General features: G+C 76.7%; 19 protein-coding genes. 5 read left to right on the top strand and 14 right to left on the bottom strand.

The genetic code is table 11. The features are described 5' to 3' along the window. Positions 1-274: 274 nt before the first annotated feature. Positions 275-1,900 (bottom strand): chaperonin GroEL, encoded by a 1,626-nt coding sequence (gene groL / locus FKM96_RS12520; protein ID WP_147795508.1) that lies wholly within the window; start codon positions 1,898-1,900, stop codon positions 275-277. A 265-nt stretch (positions 1,901-2,165) separates the two neighbouring features. Between groL and FKM96_RS12515 the strand changes: the two genes are divergently transcribed. Beyond that, positions 2,166-3,455, top strand: coding sequence for a glycoside hydrolase family 15 protein (locus FKM96_RS12515; RefSeq protein WP_147795507.1), 1,290 nt, complete (start codon positions 2,166-2,168; stop codon positions 3,453-3,455). Positions 3,456-3,536: 81 nt separating this feature from the next. Here the strand turns inward: FKM96_RS12515 and FKM96_RS12510 are convergent, their stop codons facing one another. From FKM96_RS12510 to FKM96_RS12500, 3 genes are all read right to left on the bottom strand, one after another. Next, positions 3,537-3,740: a cold-shock protein gene (locus FKM96_RS12510; protein WP_147795506.1), complete on the bottom strand. Its 204-nt coding sequence runs from the start codon at positions 3,738-3,740 to the stop codon at positions 3,537-3,539. A gap of 119 nt (positions 3,741-3,859) precedes the next feature. After that, complete coding sequence (locus tag FKM96_RS21960; protein ID WP_147795505.1) at positions 3,860-4,489, bottom strand: LytR C-terminal domain-containing protein; 630 nt, start codon at positions 4,487-4,489, stop codon at positions 3,860-3,862. An 83-nt stretch (positions 4,490-4,572) separates the two neighbouring features. Next, on the bottom strand, positions 4,573-4,899 hold the full coding sequence (locus FKM96_RS12500) for a DUF3263 domain-containing protein (protein ID WP_147795504.1): 327 nt from the start codon (positions 4,897-4,899) through the stop codon (positions 4,573-4,575). Between the two features lie 158 nt (positions 4,900-5,057). Between FKM96_RS12500 and FKM96_RS12495 the strand changes: the two genes are divergently transcribed. Further along, on the top strand, positions 5,058-5,735 hold the full coding sequence (locus FKM96_RS12495) for a uracil-DNA glycosylase (RefSeq protein WP_147795503.1): 678 nt from the start codon (positions 5,058-5,060) through the stop codon (positions 5,733-5,735). Positions 5,736-5,790: 55 nt separating this feature from the next. Next, positions 5,791-6,669, top strand: coding sequence for an SGNH/GDSL hydrolase family protein (locus tag FKM96_RS12490; RefSeq protein ID WP_371300423.1), 879 nt, complete (start codon positions 5,791-5,793; stop codon positions 6,667-6,669). Between the two features lie 25 nt (positions 6,670-6,694). Here FKM96_RS12490 and FKM96_RS12485 read toward each other — a convergent pair whose 3' ends face one another. From FKM96_RS12485 to FKM96_RS12465, 5 genes are all read right to left on the bottom strand, one after another. Continuing rightward, positions 6,695-7,132, bottom strand: a complete 438-nt coding sequence (locus tag FKM96_RS12485; protein WP_147795502.1) for a hypothetical protein — start codon at positions 7,130-7,132, stop codon at positions 6,695-6,697. Between the two features lie 447 nt (positions 7,133-7,579). Beyond that, complete coding sequence (locus tag FKM96_RS12480; protein WP_147795501.1) at positions 7,580-8,668, bottom strand: hypothetical protein; 1,089 nt, start codon at positions 8,666-8,668, stop codon at positions 7,580-7,582. Then, on the bottom strand, positions 8,665-9,339 hold the full coding sequence (locus FKM96_RS12475) for a S24/S26 family peptidase (protein ID WP_147795500.1): 675 nt from the start codon (positions 9,337-9,339) through the stop codon (positions 8,665-8,667). Before FKM96_RS12475 ends, FKM96_RS12480 begins: the two co-directional genes overlap by 4 nt. Before the next feature lie 78 nt (positions 9,340-9,417). Next, positions 9,418-9,888 carry a hypothetical protein gene (locus FKM96_RS12470; protein WP_147795499.1) on the bottom strand — a complete coding sequence of 157 codons (471 nt, stop codon included), beginning with the start codon at positions 9,886-9,888 and terminating at the stop codon, positions 9,418-9,420. Between the two features lie 253 nt (positions 9,889-10,141). Next, positions 10,142-10,891 carry a sensor histidine kinase gene (locus FKM96_RS12465; protein ID WP_246855380.1) on the bottom strand — a complete coding sequence of 250 codons (750 nt, stop codon included), beginning with the start codon at positions 10,889-10,891 and terminating at the stop codon, positions 10,142-10,144. Positions 10,892-11,568: 677 nt separating this feature from the next. Between FKM96_RS12465 and FKM96_RS12460 the strand changes: the two genes are divergently transcribed. Both FKM96_RS12460 and FKM96_RS12455 read left to right on the top strand, forming a co-directional pair. Then, positions 11,569-12,066: a response regulator transcription factor gene (locus tag FKM96_RS12460; RefSeq protein ID WP_246854960.1), complete on the top strand. Its 498-nt coding sequence runs from the start codon at positions 11,569-11,571 to the stop codon at positions 12,064-12,066. Positions 12,067-12,164: 98 nt separating this feature from the next. Then, positions 12,165-12,536 (top strand): nuclear transport factor 2 family protein, encoded by a 372-nt coding sequence (locus tag FKM96_RS12455; protein WP_147795497.1) that lies wholly within the window; start codon positions 12,165-12,167, stop codon positions 12,534-12,536. A gap of 141 nt (positions 12,537-12,677) precedes the next feature. On the opposite strand, the gene FKM96_RS20725 is transcribed toward FKM96_RS12455, so the two are convergent. From FKM96_RS20725 to FKM96_RS12435, 5 genes are all read right to left on the bottom strand, one after another. Then, the gene (locus tag FKM96_RS20725; protein WP_168216972.1) at positions 12,678-12,842 is read right to left on the bottom strand and encodes a hypothetical protein; all 165 of its coding nucleotides are present in this window, start codon (positions 12,840-12,842) and stop codon (positions 12,678-12,680) included. Positions 12,843-13,026: 184 nt separating this feature from the next. Then, positions 13,027-13,563 (bottom strand): alpha/beta hydrolase, encoded by a 537-nt coding sequence (locus tag FKM96_RS12450; protein WP_147795496.1) that lies wholly within the window; start codon positions 13,561-13,563, stop codon positions 13,027-13,029. A 5-nt stretch (positions 13,564-13,568) separates the two neighbouring features. After that, positions 13,569-14,540: an acetylxylan esterase gene (locus tag FKM96_RS12445; protein WP_147795495.1), complete on the bottom strand. Its 972-nt coding sequence runs from the start codon at positions 14,538-14,540 to the stop codon at positions 13,569-13,571. Between the two features lie 50 nt (positions 14,541-14,590). After that, complete coding sequence (locus FKM96_RS12440) at positions 14,591-16,177, bottom strand: glycoside hydrolase family 43 protein (protein ID WP_147795494.1); 1,587 nt, start codon at positions 16,175-16,177, stop codon at positions 14,591-14,593. Beyond that, on the bottom strand, positions 16,174-18,585 hold the full coding sequence (locus FKM96_RS12435) for a glycoside hydrolase family 3 N-terminal domain-containing protein (protein ID WP_147797096.1): 2,412 nt from the start codon (positions 18,583-18,585) through the stop codon (positions 16,174-16,176). The genes FKM96_RS12440 and FKM96_RS12435 overlap by 4 nt, the downstream gene beginning before the upstream one ends. Positions 18,586-18,637: the final 52 nt, after the last annotated feature.

Genomic DNA, 18,637 nt, shown 5'->3' with positions numbered 1-18,637 from the left:
CCCGCGCGCCCCCGCGCCCCGCCAGCCTCCTTCGCCGACTCTCCACCGTGCGCCTGCGCGCGACCCGTCGCGCACAGTCCGACTCTGCAGGTTCGCCGAGATGGCAACTCTCGGCTGTGCGGGTGCGGGTCGGCACAGCCGAGAGTTGCCATCTCGGCGGGGTGGCGGCGCGCGGCGAGCGGCGCGTGGATGCAGAACGGGCCGGTCACCCCGGAGGGTGACCGGCCCGTTCAGGCGCGGTGCGGAGCGCTCACGCGCCCCGCTGCGGCGGGACTCAGAAGTCCATGCCGCCCATGCCGCCGGCGTCCGGAGCGGCCGGGGCCGACTTCTCGGGCTTGTCGGCGACGACCGCCTCGGTGGTGAGGAAGAGCGCCGCGATGGACGACGCGTTCTGCAGCGCGGAGCGCGTGACCTTGACCGGGTCGTTGACGCCCGCGGCCAGCAGGTCCTCGTACACGCCGGTCGCGGCGTTCAGGCCCTGGCCGGCGGGGAGGTTGCGCACCTTCTCCGCCACGACGCCGCCCTCGAGGCCCGCGTTCACGGCGATCTGCTTGAGCGGGGCGTCGATCGCGACCTTCACGATGTTCGCGCCGGTCGCCTCGTCACCGACGAGCTCGAGCTTCTCGAACGCCACGGCACCGGCCTGGATGAGCGCCACGCCACCACCGGCGACGATGCCCTCCTCGACGGCCGCCTTCGCGTTGCGCACGGCGTCCTCGATGCGGTGCTTGCGCTCCTTGAGCTCGACCTCGGTCGCCGCGCCGGCCTTGATGACGGCCACGCCGCCGGCCAGCTTCGCGAGGCGCTCCTGGAGCTTCTCGCGGTCGTAGTCCGAGTCGGAGTTCTCGATCTCGGCGCGGATCTGGTTCACGCGGCCCTGGATCTGCGCCGCGTCGCCCGCACCCTCGACGATCGTGGTCTCGTCCTTGGTGACGACGACCTTGCGCGCCTGGCCGAGGACCTCGAGGCCCACGGTGTCGAGCTTGAGGCCGACGGTCTCGGAGACGACCTGGCCACCCGTGAGGATCGCCATGTCCTGCAGCATCGCCTTGCGGCGGTCGCCGAAGCCCGGGGCCTTGACGGAGACCGACTTGAAGGTGCCGCGGATCTTGTTGACGACGAGCGTGGCCAGGGCCTCGCCCTCGACGTCCTCGGCGACGATGAACAGCGGCTTGCCGGACTGGATGACCTTCTCCAGCAGCGGCAGCAGGTCCTTGACGTTCGAGATCTTCGACTCGACGAGCAGCACGTAGGCGTCCTCGAGGACGGCCTCCTGGCGCTCCGGGTCGGTCACGAAGTACGCCGACAGGAAGCCCTTGTCGAAGCGCATGCCCTCCGTGAGCTCGAGCTCCAGGCCGAGGGCGTTGGACTCCTCGACCGTGATGACGCCCTCCTTGCCCACCTTGTCGAGGGCCTCGGCGATGAGCTCGCCGATGGCGGTGTCGCCGGCGGAGATGGACGCGGTGGCGGCGATCTCCTCCTTGGTCTCGATCTCCTTCGCCTGCTCCAGCAGGGCGGCGGTGACGGCCTCGACGGCCTGCTCGATGCCGCGCTTGAGGGCGATCGGGTTGGCGCCGGCCGCGACGTTGCGCAGGCCCTCGCGCACGAGCGCCTGGGCGAGCACGGTGGCGGTGGTGGTGCCGTCGCCCGCGACGTCGTCCGTCTTCTTGGCGACCTCCTTGACGAGCTCCGCACCGATCTTCTCGTACGGGTCCTCGAGCTCGATCTCCTTGGCGATGGAGACACCGTCGTTGGTGATCGTGGGGGCGCCCCACTTCTTGTCCAGGACGACGTTGCGGCCCTTGGGGCCGAGGGTGACCTTGACGGTGTCGGCGAGGGTGTTGAGACCCCGCTCGATGCCGCGACGGGCCTCCTCGTTGAAGGCAATGATCTTGGCCATGGGGCTATCGATCCTTCACTCTGGCTCGTGGTTCGGCCGGTCGGTGCCCGCGACGGACGGCCGCGCCGGCCCGGCGGTCATGTCCCGTCGGGCGGCGGACCTCACCGGGTCGGCCTGGGTTGTCATTCTGTCACTCTCGACCCGAGAGTGCTAAGCACATGGTTAGCACTCGACCCCATCGAGTGCAAGGCGCTCCGCCCTCGGCGGACAGCCGCCCGCCGGACCCGCGGCCGCCCCCGGCGCCCGGCCGGATAGCCTGCCGGGCATGCACCGCCGCCCCCTCGTCGCCGCCGTCGTGCTGGCGTCCCTCGCGGCGGGGCTGGTCGCCTGGGGCGCGACCGGTCCGCGCACCCGCACGATCGACCTGTACAGCGAGGGCGTCGTCGCGACGCCGGCCGGCCCGGAGCTCGTCCCGGCCGGCGGGCAGCCGCTGCTGCACGAGGGCACCCGCGTCGAGGTCGACCCCGCGACGACCGCCGACGACGACCTCGCCGCCGAGCAGCGCGCGTGGCTCGCCGCGGGGACGGTGCCCGGCGCGGACGGGCCCTACGCCGGCATGGTCACCGACGCGCTGCTGGACCTGCGCACGCTCGTGCAGGACGGCGGCGCCGCCGTCGCGGCCTGGACGCCGTACTGGCGGTACGTGTGGCCGCGGGACGCGTCGTTCGTGGCCGTCGCCCTCGCCCGGACGGGCCACCTGGCCGACGCGCGCGAGGTCCTGGGATTCCTGACCCGCGTGCAGGCCGCGGACGGGTCCTTCGAGGCCCGGTACCTGCCCGACGGCTCCGGGGCCGTGCCGGACGACCGGGCGCCGCAGACGGACGGCACCGGCTGGTCGCTGTGGGCGGCGGGCCAGGTGGTGGCCGCCGCGCCCGAGGCGGAGCAGGCGGCGGTGGCGGCCGAGCTCGCGCCGCTGGTCCGACGGGGCGCCGCCCACGCGGTCGCGCTGGTCGCGGGCGACGGGCTGCCGCCGGCGTCGCCGGACTACTGGGAGGTCGCCGAGGACGAGCTGACCCTCGGCACGGTGGCGCCCCTCCTGGCCGGGCTGGAGGCCGCGGGGCCGGTGCTCGACCTGCTGGGCGACGACGCCGCCGCGCAGGACGCGCGCGACGCCGCCGAGCGGACCCGGGCGGCGGTCGAGCGCGAGTTCGGCGACGACTCGGACTACGGCCGGTACGCGAGCAGCAGCGTGGCCGACGCGGCGAGCGCGTTCGTGCTGCCGCCGTTCCAGCCGACGGCGCTCGACGGGGCGGAGGACGCCTGGCGGGCGTCGGCGGCGGCGATGGCGCGACCCGCGGGCGGCCTGGCCCCGGGCGCGGGCTGGCGGCAGGACGGCATCTCGTGGACGCCGCAGACGTCGCTGTACGCGCTGACCGCGGCCGCCGCCGGCGACGACGTCCAGGCGCACGCCCGCCTCACCTGGCTGGACGCGCACCGCACCACGATGGGCGCGCTGCCGGAGAAGGTGCTCGCGGACGGGTCGCCCGCGGCCGTCGCCCCGCTCGCCTGGACCGCGGCGTGCGTGGTCCTCGCGGTGGCGGCGCTCGACGGCTGACGCCGCGCGCGCCGGGAGACGGGCGCGGGACCGGGACGGCGTGCCCCGGTCCCGCGGCGGCGCCTCAGCGCGCGGACCGGCTCAGAGCGGGCGGACCTGCTCGGCCTGCGGGCCCTTGGTGCCCTGCCCGACCTCGAACTCCACCGACTGCCCCTCCTCGAGGCTGCGGTACCCGTTGGTCTGGATGGCGCTGAAGTGGACGAACAGGTCCTGGCCGCCGTCGGCCGGGGTGATGAACCCGTAGCCCTTCTCGGCGTTGAACCACTTGACGGTTCCCTGCGACATGCGTGCTCCTGAAGAAGGCGTGATCGGTGCGACGCAGGGGCCGTGGCCTCCCCCGGTTCTGGAGAGCGGTCACCGCGACGCGGCCGACACTAGCCCCGCCCCCCGACCTGCGGAAGGGGTCAGCGCCCGAAGTCCGCCAGCAGGAGGACGACGACGCCCTCGGGCGCGGTCCCCGCGTCCTCGACCACGTTCGTGATGCCGAGCGAGTCCGCGACCTGCTGCGCCGTCGGCGCGAGGTCGGCGCTCCCGTAGAACACCGTCGTCTGCTGCAGCCCGCCGGCGTTGCCGTTGCCGGTCGTGACGGCGGTGAACCCGGCGTCCTCGAGGTCGCCCGCGGCACCGGCCGCGAGGCCCGAGCGGTTCGACGCGTTGAGCACCCGCACGTCCGTGGTGAGGTCGGCCGTGGGGGCCGGCTCCTCCTCGACCGGCGGCTCCTCGGTCTCCACCGGGGCCTCGGCGCCGGGGTCCTCGGTGGCCGGGGTCTCCTCGGCGGGGGCGGACGACTCCGGCTCGCTCGGCGCCGCGGCGGCGGGCTCCGTCGAGTCGCCGAACCCCGGCAGGCGCCCGTCCCAGGACGACGCCCACGCGACGAGGCCGACCGTGACGGCGGGCACCAGGACGACCACCGCGACGAAGGGCCACCACCGGCTCCACCAGGTGCGGGGTGCACGGTGCACGCCGATCGGCGCGTCGGGCGCCGGCTCGGCGTCGAACTCGTCCTCGGGGTACCGGTCGCTCGCCTTGGTCACGGCGGACAGGCTAACGGCTCGGCCTGTCCACCCCGGCACGCACGGCGCGCCGCGGTGCCGGTCACCGGCCGGTCACCGGCCGGTCAGGCGTCGGTGCCGAGCCGGCGGGCGCTGCGGGCGCGCTGCCGGGTGGACCGCATCCGGCGCAGCCGCTTGACCAGCATCGGGTCGTGCGCGAGCGCGGCGGGCGCGTCGATCAGGGCGTTCAGCACCTGGTAGTACCGGGTCGCCGACATGTCGAACAGCTCGCGGATCGCCTGCTCCTTGGCGCCCGCGTACTTCCACCACTGCCGCTCGAACGCCAGCACCTCGCGGTCGCGCTCGGACAGCCCGGTCGCCGCGTCGTCCGCGCCGCCCTCGACCGCCACCAGGGCGGGCCGGTCGGCAGTGCGCTCAGCCGTCGCGTCCATCGGTGCCCGTTCCTCCCGCTCGCCCGTCGTCCGTGCGGCGCCATCGTACGGCCGGAATCACAGGCGTGTCATTCCTCGCCGGGCGGTGTCCCGCGACCCTCCTGGGTGGCGCTCGGGCCCCGGTGGGCGCCCGCCGGGGTCCGCTAGCCTCGGGCCCCGTGACGTCCGCACCCCTGTCCGAGCTGGTGGCCCCCGACTGGGCGGAGGCGCTCGCCCCGGTCGAGCCCCTGGTGCACGCCGCGGGGGAGTTCCTGCGGGCGGAGGTCGCCGCCGGCCGCGACTACCTGCCGGCCGGCCCGGACGTGCTCCGCGCGTTCACCCGGCCGCTCGCCGACGTGCGCGTGCTCGTCGTCGGGCAGGACCCCTACCCCACCCCCGGGCACCCGATGGGGCTGTCGTTCTCCGTCCAGCCCGACGTGCGCCCCGTGCCGCGGTCGCTCGCGAACATCTTCACCGAGCTGCGCGCCGACCTCGGCGTGCCGCAGCCGAGCACCGGCGACCTGTCGCCCTGGGCGGACCGCGGCGTCATGCTGCTCAACCGCGTGCTCACGGTGCGGCCGGGCGAGCCCGCGTCGCACCGCGGCCGCGGGTGGGAGGCCGTCACGGACCGGGCGATCGCGGCCCTGGTCGCCCGGGGCGGGCCGCTGGTGGCCGTGCTGTGGGGCCGGGACGCGCAGTCCCTGACCCCCGCGCTCGGCGACGTCCCGGTGGTCGCGAGCCCGCACCCCAGCCCGCTGTCCGCGAGCCGCGGGTTCTTCGGCTCCCGCCCGTTCTCGCGCGTGAACGCGCTGCTCGTCGAGCAGGGCGCGGAGCCGGTCGACTGGTCGCTTCCCTGACGCCTGCCGGGGATCTCCCTGGAACCGCGGGCCGCGGCGGGGGCACACTGCGGGGGTGACGACGCACGAGGGGGCCGGGGCGACGGCCCCGACGCAGGACAGCACGCAGCACCGCAGCACGCCGGGCGGCACGACGCCCGACCCGGCCGGCGCCCCGCCGTGGCGGCGGTACGTCGCGGTGGGCGACTCGTTCACCGAGGGCCTGTGGGACACCCCGCACGGCGAGGACGGGCCGGTGCGCGGCTGGGCCGACGTGCTCGCCGGGCTGCTGTCCGAGCGCCGGCGGGCCGCGGGGGCCGAGCCGCTGCAGTACGCGAACCTCGCGATCCGCGGCCGGCTGCTGCGGCCGATCGTCGTCGACCAGGTGCCCGAGGCGCTCGAGATGGAGCCCGACCTGGTCAGCCTCGTCGGCGGCGGCAACGACATCCTGCGGCCGACGGCGGACCCGGACCGGCTCGCGCACGGCCTGGAGCAGGCGGTCGCCCGGATCCGCGCCACCGGCGCCGACGTGCTGCTCGCGACCGGCTTCGACGCGTCCGGCTCGCCGATCGTCTCCACCACCCGCCCGCGGGTCGGCGTCTACAACGCGCACATCTGGTCCATCGCCCGGCGGCACGGCGCGCACGTGCTCGACCTGTGGGGCATGCGGCACCTGCACGACATCCGGATGTGGGCGCCGGACCGGATCCACCTCACCTCCGAGGCGCACGCCCGCGTCGCGCAGGGGGCGCTGGTCGCGCTCGGGCTCGAGCCGGACGACCCGGGCTGGGACTCCCCGCTCACGCCGCTCCCCCGGCCGTCCCGGGCCGTGCAGGCGCGCCAGGACGCGCAGTGGCTGCGGCTGTACGCCTACCCGTGGGCGACCCGGCGCCTGCGCGGCACCTCCTCCGGCGACACCCGGCGGGCGAAGCTGCCGACGCTGACCGAGGTCTGAGGCCCGGGCGCCGGCGCGCGCACCGTCAGCCGGCGGGCAGCAGCCCCGCGCCCGGTCCGGCGTCGCCGTCCGTGACCAGCGCGAGCGACACCCCGCCCAGCTGCTCGACCGGCACCGGATCGCCCGGCACCCGCACGGTGGTCGTCGGGGCCGTCACCGGCGCGCGCGCCTCCGCGAGCGCCGCGTCGTCCGACCCGTGCAGCGTGACGGCGACCTCCCGCCCGGCGCAGTCGTCCGGCACGTCCGAGAGCGACGTCGCGACGACGCCGTAGCCGCCGAGGCCCGGGACGTAGTCGACGTCGTAGTCCACCGAGATCCGGCTGACCACGCACGCGCCCGCGGGGGCGTCGTCGCCGCCCTCCCAGGTCATCGCGCGCGCCATCGAGACGGCGAGGCCGGCGCAGCCCAGCCACGCCAGCGTGACCCCCGCCGCGCGGCGGGCCCGGACGTGCTCGTGCGCCATCGGCGCCCCCTCCGTGGACGTGCCCCGGTCGATCCGTCGACCTGTGGCGCCCCCATCGTCGGGCGGGGCGCGCGGTTGAGCATCCGGGGCGGCGCTCCACCCGGACGGGCGAACGCCCGGCGCCCGGCTCACCCGCCCGCCGCGCCGCCGCACCCGGCGCCCCGCCACCGGCGCCCCGCACCGCGCGCTCCCCTCGCCCGGACCCGCGCGCGCACCCCGTCGCGCGCACCCCGTCGCGCCGAGTGAGTACCCGACACGTCGAGCGCCTATCCCCTGGATGCCCTCTCGAGGTGTCGGTTACCCACTCGCGGTGGCGGCGGTCAGGGGTGCCGGCGGCGCGGCGGGGCTGTCGACGCGCGCGGACGAGGTCGCTCGCGGCGGTCGGGCGCGCGCCCGGCCTCAGGTGCGCGTGGGGTCAGGTGCGGGCGGCGTCAGGTGCGCGCGGGGTCAGGTGCGGGCGCAGAGCTGGAACGTGCGCGGGGTGTCGTCGCGGACGCCCCAGGTGTCCCAGGCGGTCGGGGTGACGCGGTACGTCGTGCCCCCCTGGGTGGCGAGCGCGTAGTTGCCCTGCGGGGTCAGCGTCGTGAGGTCGGCCCGCATCCCGCGGGCGGTGAACCAGGCGACCAGCGGCGCGACGTCCACGTCCGCGCGCCAGCCCGCGTAGAACTGCGAGGTCCCGGCGACGCGGACCGTGGTGCTCTGGCACGCCCAGGCGCCCGTGCCGGTGACCGCGCCGGCGGTCTGGGTGTACGTGAGGGCCGGGTCGTACGCGGGCGCGGGCAGGGCGTAGTGGCAGATGGTCACGGTCGCGGACGCCGTCGCGAACGCCGCCTGCGCGGGCCGGGCGCCGACCGAGACCACGCCGTCGACGGGCGTCGGGTCGAGCACCCCGGCCCACCACGGGCTGACCGAGAGGCCGGACCCCGAGACGACCCCGTTGAACGGCCGCTGCTGGAGGTGCAGGTCGATCCGCCAGGAGGTGCCCGAGGCCCCGGAGACGTCGACCGTGACGCAGGCCTGGGTCCCGGACGACGCCAGCTGGGACCAGGTGAGCGTGCCGAAGGTCGTGCCCGAGCCGGGTGTCACCGGGCCGCTCGCGGTGCCGGCGGGCGCGGTCCAGGTCACCGGCAGCGACCAGGTGCCGACGGTGACGGCGACGCCCGCCACGCGGGTGGCGGCGTAGGAGGGGACGGCCACGGCGGTGGTCGAGGACGCGGCGAGCGTCGCGGAGGCGTCGGTGGTGGCCAGCGCCGTGCCGTCGGCGGCGTAGAGCCGCAGCGTGGCGACCTGGCCGCGGCACGCCGCCGGGACGCCGGACAGCACCACCTGGGTGGCGGTGCCGGACGCGGTCGCGGTGCCGGCGGCGGCGGCGAGCGCCGTGGCCGCGCACGGGGCGGCGCTGCCGGTCGTGACGGAGGGGCCGCGCACGGCGAGGCCGGCGGCGCTCGCCGGGGCGAGCGCGAGGGCGGCCAGCACGGCGACGACCGCCAGGACCAGGACGACGGGGGCCGCGGCGCGCCGGGCGGCGGGGCTCACGGGGTCGCCCCCGCGGGCGTGCGCGCGCCCTCGGCGGTCGGCACGTCGTCGGCCGCCGGTCCCGCGTCCGCGGTCACGGCGTCCGCACTCGCGCCGTCGGCGTCCGCGCCGCCCACGGCCACCGCGTCCGCTCCCGCGGCGTCGACCGGCTCCGGGCGCGACGGCCACAGCAGCACCCCCGCGGCGACGACGAGCAGCGACGCCCACGCCCACGGGTCGAGCAGGATCGAGGCCACCCGGCCGAGCCCCGGGACGTGCAGCCGGGCGATGCCGAGCACGTCCGCCGCGTGCGGCCGCCACGGGTCGAGGAAGTCGTTGTTGTCGCCCTGGATCACCCAGCCGTCGTCGGCGTCGCCGCCGACCACCCGGTGGATGATCCGGCCGCGCTCGAGCCCGGGCGGGGTGTAGACGACGACGTCGCCGGCGGCGGGCGTGCCGCAGCGGGAGACCACGAGGTCGCCCGTGTAGTACGTGGGCTCCATCGAGTGGCCGGACACGATGGTCAGGGTCGTGCAGCCGCCCAGGGTGCTGGGCCAGCCGAACCAGACCAGGACCCCGACGAGCACCGCGGTGCCGGCCCAGCCGAGCACGCTCCGGGCGCGCTCGCGCCGGCTCCGCGGGGCCCGCTCCCCGGGCGCGGGCCGGCGCGGCCGGAGGATGCCCGCGGGCACGCCGAGGCGCCGGCGCGGGGCAGGTGTGCTGCCCGCGCCGGCCGCCTCGACGGGCCGGTCGTGGATGGTGCGCTCGCGTCAGCCCGCGATGACGACGGCGACGCCCTTGACGTCGGCCGCCTTCACCGAGCCGGTGACGGAGAGGGTGACGCTGCCGCCGCCCTGGGGGACGGTGCCGGTGAGGTGGCTGACCGAGGCGCCGGTCGAGCCGTCGGTCGGGTCCGTGTTGAGCAGGTCGATCCCGATCGTCTGGCCCTGGCAGCCGGCGGCGACGTCGTTCAGCGTGACCTGGCTGACCGTGTAGCCCTTGACCGACGCGGTGAACGCGTTGGTGAACGCGACGGCCACGCCGTTGGAGTCGCAGGACGCCACGACGGTGGTGCCCGCGCCGAGCGCGCCGGCGGTCAGGTTGAGCTGCGCGGCGGACGCGAGGCCCAGGCCGGCGATGCCGAGGCCGGCGACGGTCAGGGCGACGACCTTGCGGCGCACGGAGCGGCGCGGGGCGGCGGGGGCGGCCGGGGCGACGGCGGGGGCGGTGGCGACGGACATGGCACTCCTGGACGGGCGCGGCTCGGCGGGTCCGGCGCGGCCCGCGGAGCCGGGAGGCGGGGGCGCTGGTCCGCGTCGTCGGAGCAGGGGGTCCCGGCGGTCGCGGCTCGCGCACACTAGGGCCGCCGCAGCACCCCCTGGAACGCGCTTCCTGGGTGGCAGCACCCCCGTGACTGCACGTCAACACCGACCTTGCAACATTTAGCAGGACGAATCGGACAAACCGGGTGGGTGAAAAACAGAACCCCCCAGGTCAGAGCGCCGCGTCCCGGATCGATTCCACCGGAAGGTGAGCGACCACCTGGGTGCCGTCGCCGGGCACGGAGGTGACGCGGAGGTCGCCGCCCACCAGCCGCAGCCGGTCGGCCAGCCGGGCGGTCCCCGACGGCGTCCCCGCGTCCTCGCCGAAGCCGTGGCCGTCGTCGGAGACCCGCACCTCGAGCGCGTCGCCGACCAGCGAGACGCGCACGTCGACCACCTCCGCCTGGCCGTGCCGCAGCGCGTTGCTGATCGCCTCCTCGACGACGCGGACGGCCAGCAGCCGCTCGCTGCGGGTCAGCCGCGGGTCCGCGGGGTCGTCGACGACCCGCACCTCGTCCGAGACGCCCAGCCGCGTGTTGACGCTCCGGGGGATGCGCCCGAGCAGCGCGCGGATCGCGGGGACCATGCCGACCTCGAGCTGCTCGGGGTAGAGCATCCGGCTGGTGGTGCGGACGTCGGCCTCGCGCACGGTCTCGATCTGCTCGCGGACCTCGCGCAGCAGAGCGACGTCCTCGGCGGTGACCGCGCGCCGGTCGCCCGCCTCCCCGAGCTCCGCGACCAGCGCGTCGAGCCGGGCGACCACCAGGACCAGCCGCTGCTGCATGCTGCCGTGCAGGCCCTCCGCGACCTCGCGCCGGACCCGCACCTCCTCGTGCTGCAGCGCGGCGAGCGCCAGCTCGATCTGCAGCCGCGCCTGTGCGCGCTCGGCGACCTCCGTGCGCAGCCGGCGCTGGGACAGCATCGCCACCAGCCCCATCGTGGCCGCGATCCACGCGACGACGGCCCCGCTGGCCAGCTCGGCGCTGATGACCTGCTGGGACGGGGTCCACGTAGACGTCGAGCAGCAGCTGGAACGCGAACCGCACGCCGGACGCCGTCACCCCCGCGCTCAGCACGCCGACGACGACGGCGAGCGGCCCGCGCTGGGGCAGGGACACCCCGGTCACCGCCAGGATCACGAGCATCGACGCGACGGCCGTCAGGTTGGCGAGGATCCGGGTGCCGACCGGCACCACCCCGCCCTGGTTGCCGTACACCCAGGCGGTCTGCGCGGCCGCCCCGATCGCGAACACCGTCATGATCGTGCCCGCCGCCAGCAGCAGCGTGCGGCGGTCGGCGCGGACCGCGGCGGCGTCCCGCGTCAGGGCCGTGGGCATCGCGTGCGGTCCTCCCGCGGTCGTCCGGGCGCGGGTCGTCCGCGTGCCGTCGCCCGCTCCGCGGGCCGGGCCACCATACTGTCCGCGATGTCCGATTCCGCAGCCCGAACGACCCGCGTGGTGGTCGTCGAGGACCAGCCCCTGTTCCGGTCGATGCTCGAGCTCACCCTCGGGGCGGCCGACGACGTGCGCGTCGTCGCCTCCGTGGGCACCCGTCAAGGAGGGCGCCGCCGCGCTGCGGCCCGGTGCCGCCGACGTCGCCGTGCTCGACATCGACCTCCCCGACGGCAACGGCATCGCGCTGGGCGTGACGCTGCGCCGGAACCAGCCCGACCTCGGCATCCTGCTGCTGTCCGCGCACGACGCGATGGACCTGCTCCTCGACCTGCCCCCGGATGTCGCGGCCGGCTGGTCGTACCTGTCGAAGACCTCGTCGACCGACGCGGCCACGCTGGTCGCCGCCGTCCGGGCCGCGGCCGAGGGGCGCACGACGCTCGACCCCGCGCTGCTCGACCGGGTCGCGCCGCGCGCCGGCTCGGCCGTCTCGCGGCTCACCGACCGGCAGTACGCCGTGCTGCGCCTCCTGGCGCAGGGCCTGTCCAACGCCGGGATCGGCGAGGCGCTGCGGATCACCGAGAAGTCGGTGCAGAACCACATCAACGGCATCTACGCGACGCTGGGCATCGACGCGGACCCGTCGCGCAACCCCCGGGTCACGGCCGCGCTGCGGCTGCTGGAGGAGACCGGCCCCGTCTCCTGAGGACCGCGCCACCGCCGCCCGCCTCGCCCCTGCCCCCTCGACGCCGCCCCGCACCGCGGCGCACGATGGTCCGGCTGCACCGACCACGAGGGGGACGCATGGACCGCGCCGACGTCATGGGCTGGGTCGCCGCCTACGAGCGGGCGTGGCGGGAGGACGACGCCGGGTCGCTCGGCACGCTGTTCACCGACGGCGTGCGGTACCTGCGCTCGCCCTACGAGCCGGCGCTCGAGGGGCTGGCGGCGGTGCAGGAGTTCTGGCCCGACCCGACCCCGTTCACGCTGGACGCGCAGGTAGTCGCCGTCGAGGGCGCGGACGCCGTCGTGCGCGCGGAGGTGCGGTACGGCGGCGACGAGCCGCAGGAGTACCGGGACCTGTGGGTGCTGCGGTTCGCCGCCGGCGGACGGGCCGAGCACTTCGAGGAGTGGGCGTACTGGCCGGGGAAGTCGTTCACCGCGAGCGACGGCTGACCCACCGGTCGGGATCGTTGGCGTCCGATCGGGTGAGCCGGTTGGCCCCGGCCGCCGGACCTGGCTAGAGTGGGCAGCGCCCTCGGTCGCCTGCCCCCTGCGCGGCCGAGGGCTTCTTCGTGCCCGGGACGCGCAGGCGGCTCAGCGCTCGCGCCACTCCACCGCACCGCACAGCGTGCAGCGCGCGACGACCATCCCGAACCGCAGCGGGCTCGTGTCGAGGTGCCAGCCGGGGCGGGTGCACGACGGCGCGTGCTCGGCGGGGTCGAGCGGGTGCAGCGGGCGGCGCGCGAGGGTCGCGGTCATGGTGGCCTCCAGTGGGTGTCGACCGCCATGTTCGACCGCCGCGGCGCGGATGTGAGCGGTCCGCGCCGCGTGTCCGGGTGCTGGCACCCAGCCGCCCCGGAACCGCCATCCCCCGGACACCGCGCGGCCACCCGCGGGCCGCGCACCGGCCGCGCGGCCACCCGCGAACCGCGCGCCGCCCGCGTCAGAGCACCAGACGCTCCAGCAGGCCGAACTCCGGGTAGGGCTGGTCCCAGTCCCCGAAGTGCCCGTCGTCGCGGACGACGAGGGTGCCGCCCAGCCGGTCGAGGAGCTCGCGCCCCTGGGTCGCGTCGCAGCCGTACGGGTCGACCACCGAGTTCACGTAGACCAGGTCGCCGGCGTGCGCGCGGATCCGGTCCCAGTCGTACGTCTCCTGCAGCACCGGCTCCTCGGCGTCGTCCGGCCGCCGCCAGTACCCCGCGACCAGCACCGCCTGCGCCACGGGGGCGTCCAGGTGCTCCAGCAGGGCCAGCAGCAGCGCCGCTCCCCCGGAGTGCCCGACCAGGACGGTGTCGGCGTCGAACCGGTGCGCCGCGAGCACCCGCGGCAGGAACGTCGCGACGGGCTCCACGTTGAGCGCCGGGTACGCGGGGCGCTCGACGGCGTAGCCGCGGGCCTCCAACCGGTCGGCCAGCCACGGGTACCAGACGTTCTCGGGGTTGCCGCCGGTGCCGTGGAACACGATCGCGCGCGTGGGCATGGCGCTCAGTGTGGCCCGGCGCCCAGCTCCCGCGCCACGAACTCGACGGCCTCGCGGTCCTGCTCCGGCCCGCCGGACTCGTGCCCGTTGTACCGCCAGACCCGCAGCTCCTTCGGCCCGCCCCACGCGCGGTGCGCCGCGACGACGGTCGACGGCGGCACGATCACGTCCATCAGCGCGACCGAGAACCGCGCCGGGGCCCGCCCGCGCCGCGCGAGGCCGACCCCGTCCACGTAGGACAGCGTGCGCAGCACCCGGTCCTCCGCGCCGCGGTGCACCCGCAGGTACTCGACCACCTCCGCGAACGGCCGGTTGTCGGTGATCCCGACGGCCCGGGCGACGTCGCACAGGAACGGCACGTCGGCGACGACGGCGGAGACGTCGGCGAGCGCGCCGGCCGCGATCGCCATCGCGCCGCCCTGGCTGCCGCCGACCACCGCCACCCGGTCCGGGTCGACGCCGGGCAGGGCGCGGGCCGCGTCGACGGCGCGCACGGCGTCGGTGAGCAGCCGCCGGTAGTAGTAGGTCTCGGGGTCCTCGATCCCCCGGGTCATCACGCCGGGCGCCTGCGGGCCGGTGCCCCACGGGTCGGGCGTCTCGCCGCGGCTCCAGCCGGAGCCCTGGCCGCGGGTGTCCATCTGCAGGTGCGCGAAGCCGGCCGACGCCCACAGCAGGTTCTCCCACGGCGCGCCGCGGCCGCCGCCGTAGCCGACGTACTGCACGACGACCGGCAGCGGGCCGACGACCCCGGCGGGCCGCCGGTACCAGGCGCGCACCGGGTCGCCGCCGAAGCCGGGGAACGTCACGTCCCAGACGTCGAGCGTGGTCAGCGGCGTCGGCTCCGCGACGAGCACGGGCGGCGCGTCGTGCCGGCGGCTCTCCGCGAGGGTGCGGGCCCAGAACTCGTCGAGGTCGGCGGGCTCCACCAGCGCGCTCGCGTGGTCCCAGAGGGCGGGCTCGGGCAGGTCCTGGAACACGGGTCTCCTGTCGGTGGTCCGGGGCGCGGCGGTGCGGTCGTCCGGGTGCGTCAGCGCACGGGCGAGTACACCACGGACCGCACGTGCGCCACGGTCGTCGTCGCCCGGCCCGCGCTGGTGGCGAGCACGCCCGCCCAGAGCCCGAGGAACCCGCCGGTGGCGACGCTGTCGAGGGTCCGGGCGTCCGCGGTGGCGACGAGCACCGGGGCGTCGTCCCCGGCGGCGACCAGCAGCCGCAGCTCGGGCCCGCGGGCCTCCAGCCGGAGCGTCAGGTCGGCGTCGGCCGCCCCGTCGAGCGCGACCTCGCCGAGCACGCGCTCCGCGGCGCCGCCCCGCACGTGCCGCACCCGCGCGGTCCGCGCACCCGCGGGACCGGCCGTCACCGCGAGCAGCACGTGGTCCTTCTCCGACTGCCGGACCGCGAGCGCCACCTCCTCGCCCTCGACGAGGTCGGCCGCGACCCGGACCGCCAGGTCGGCGTCCGGGTGCTCGAGCCGCAGCCCGAGGTAGGCGGGCACGTCGAGGTCGGCGAGGGTCGCGGGGCGCAGGGGCAGGTGCCAGCCGTCGCCGGCCGGCGTCGCGACGTCCTCGGGCAGCGCGCGCACGGCCGTCCACCGGAGGTCGCCGGGCGGCACCGGCCCGGACTGCCGGCCGGAGACCACCCGGTCGCCCGGCCAGCCCGGGACTGCCGGGACGTCGACCACCGGCGGGATCCGGCCCACGCCGGGCGCGAGCACGGGCCAGCCGTCCTCCCAGGCCACGGGCACCAGGAACGTCTCCCGGCCGAGCGGGTAGTGGTACCCGCCGGAGGTGCGCATCGCGAGCAGCACCGCCCACCAGGACCCGTCGGGCGCCTCGACCAGGTCGGCGTGCCCGGCCGCCACGACGTCGACGCCCCGACCCAGGTGCCGGTGGGTGAGCACCGGGTTCGACGGGTTCCCCCGGTACGGGCCCTCGACCGTGTCGGCGCGCGCGACGCACACCGCGTGGTGCACCTCGGTCCCGCCCTCGGCGGCGACCAGCAGGTACTCCCCGCCGACCCGGTACAGGTGCGGGCCCTCGGCCCAGACCGCGCCGCGCACCGCCCCGGTCCAGATGACGTGCTCGGGGCCGACCAGCGCGCGGGCCACGGGGTCGAGCTCCCGGAGCCACACCTCGGTCTGGCCCGGCCACTCCGGCTCCCGCGCGGGGCGGGTGGCCAGCACCCAGGCGCGCCCGTCGTCGTCGAAGAACAGCGACGGGTCGATGCCGTCGCCGCCCAGCCACGCGGGCTCGGACCACGGGCCGGCCGGGTCGGCCGCGGTCACCAGGAAGTGGCCGAGGCCGGGCCGCCGCTCGTCGGCCGCCGCGCCGTCGGCCCGCTGGTCCACGAGCGTGCAGACGACCCAGAACAGCCCGTCGTGGTGCCGGATCGTCGGCGCGTACAGCCCGCTCGACGACGGCAGCCCGGACAGGTCGAGCTGGCGCCGCACCGCGTGCCCGACCGGCTCCCAGTGCGCCAGGTCGCGGCTGCGGAACACCGGCAGGCCGGGGAGGTACTCGAAGGTCGACGTCACCAGGTAGTAGTCGTCGCCCACCCGGCACACCGACGGGTCCGGGTGGCAGCCCGGGAGCACCGGGTTGGCGACGGCCGTCACGGGGCGGTGACCTTCACCTCGACGACGCGCGGGTCGGCGGCGGTCACCTCGTGCACGCCGCCGGTCACGGCGACCGCGCGACGCTCCGTGGCGGTGCCGGCGACCGCGCGCTCGGCGCGGGCGCGGGCCATCCGGATCGCGCCGTTGGTGCCGGCGACCTCGGCCGAGCGGGCCGCCGCCTCGGCGTGCGACGCCACCCACACCTGCACGTCGCCGGGCTCGACCACCCGGGTCAGCCGGCGGTCGGCGAACGCGAGCCGCGTCGTCGGCACCCGGAACGTCACGCGGCGCGACTCCCCCGGCGCGAGGTCGACCCGCGCGTAGCCGAGCAGCTGCGCGACCGGGCGGGTCACCGTCGCGACGACGTCGTGGCCGTACAGCTGGACGGTCTCCGTGCCGGCGACCGCACCGACGTTCGTCACGGTCACCGCGGCCTCGAACGAGCCCGCCGAGTCGACGGACGGGTCCACGGCGAGGTCCCCGTACGCGAAGTCGGTGAAGCCGAGCCCGAAGCCGAACGGCCGCACCGGGGTCGGGTCGGTCGACGTGACGTCGGACGGCCCGCCGAGCACCGGGTGCAGGTAGCGGTACGGCTGCGTGCCCGCGGACCGCGGCAGCGACACCGGCAGCCGGCCGGACGGGTTCACCGCGCCGGTGACCACGTCGGCGATCGCGTCGCCGCCGCCCTCGCCCGGGAAGAACGCCTGCAGCACCGCGGCCGGGCGGGGGCCCTCGCCGTCCAGCGCCCAGCCGATCGCGTACGGGCGGCCGGTCAGCAGCACCAGCACGACCGGGGTGCCGGTCGCCACCAGGGCCTCGACCAGCTGCCGCTGCACGCCGGGGAGCTCCAGGGACTCGGCGTCGTTGCCCTCGCCGACGGTGCCGCGGCCGAACAGCCCGGCCTGGTCGCCGACCACGACGACCGCCACGTCGGCGCCCGTCGCCGCCTCGACCGCCGCCGCGAAGCCGGAGGTGTCGTCGCCCTCCACGGCGCAGCCCTCGGCGTGCACGACCTCGGCGCCGTCGGCGCCGTCGGTTCCGCCCGCGAACGCCGCCGCGAGCGCCTCGCGCACGCTGCGGATCTCGAAGCCCAGCGGCACACCGGGGTGGTGCGCGAGCACGTGGTTCGCGAACGAGTAGCAGCCCATCAGCGCCTCGGGCCGGTCGGCGTTCGGGCCGACGACGGCGACCCGTCGTGGTGCACCCGGGGCGCCCGCGGGCGGGAGCGGCAGCACGCCGTCGTTCGCCAGCAGCACCACCGACTCCTGCGCCAGCCGCCGCGCGAGCTCGCGCTGCCGGGGCGAGTCGAGGTCGACCTCGGCCGGCGGCTCGTCCGCGAACGCGTCCGGGTCCAGCAGGCCGAGCTCCTCCTTCTGCGCCAGCACCCGGAGCACGGCGCGGTCGACCAGCCGCTCGTCGGTCAGGCCCGCGCGCAGCCGCTCGATCAGCGGCTCCAGGTACGCGTCGCCGGTCGGCAGCTCGACGTCGATGCCGGCCTCCAGGGCCAGCGCCGCCGCCTCGCCGCGGTCGGCCGCGACCCGGTGCATGACCTCGAGGAACGCCACGGCGAAGTAGTCGGCGACCACGACGCCGTCGAAGCCCCACTGCTCGCGCAGCAGGTCCGTGAGGTACTCGGCGCTCGCCGCCAGCGGGACGCCGTCCACGTCGACGTAGGAGTTCATCACCGAGCGGGCGCCGCCGTCCCGGACCGCCATCTCGAACGGCGGCAGGTACACGTCGAGCAGCTCCCGCGGCCCGGCGCTCACCGGGGCGTGGTTCCGGCCGGCCGCCGACGCCGAGTAGCCCACGAAGTGCTTGAGGGTGGCGTGCACCCCCGCCTCCTGGAGCCCGCGCACGTAGGCGGTGCCGATGGTGCCGACCAGGTACGGGTCCTCGCCGATGCACTCGTCGACGCGGCCCCACCGCGGGTCGCCGACCACGTCGAGCACCGGCGCCAGGCCCTGGTGGATCCCGAGCTCGCGCATCGAGTCGCCGATCGCCCGGGCGGCCTCCTGCACCAGCTCGGGGTCGAACGACGCGCCCCACGCCAGCGGGGTCGGGTAGGTCGCGGCCTGCCAGGCGGCGAGGCCGGTCAGGCACTCCTCGTGCACCAGCGCGGGGATGCCGAGCCGGGTCTCCCGCTGCAGCCGTCGCTGCTCCGCCCAGAGCCAGGCGGCGCGCTCCACCGGGTCGACCGGGCGGGTGCCGTACACCCGGGTGTAGTGGCCCAGGCCGTGCCGGGTGATCTCCGGCAGCTGCCCGGAGTCCTTCTGGCCCGCGGCCATCTCGGACTGCATCGGGGCGACGGTGCCGTTCTGGTCGAGCCAGTAGCCGACCAGCTGGGCCAGCTTCTCCTCGAGCGTCATCCGGGCGTGCAGGTCGCGGACCCGGTCGGAGACGACGGGCATCGCGGGGACGGGCGGGGCGGCGGGCGCGGGCGCGGCGTCGGGGCGGGCGGAG

The sequence above is a fragment of the Cellulomonas sp. Y8 genome (assembly GCF_008033115.1).
GTDB lineage: Bacteria > Actinomycetota > Actinomycetes > Actinomycetales > Cellulomonadaceae > Cellulomonas.
This window is presented reverse-complemented; position numbering and strand designations above follow the sequence as displayed.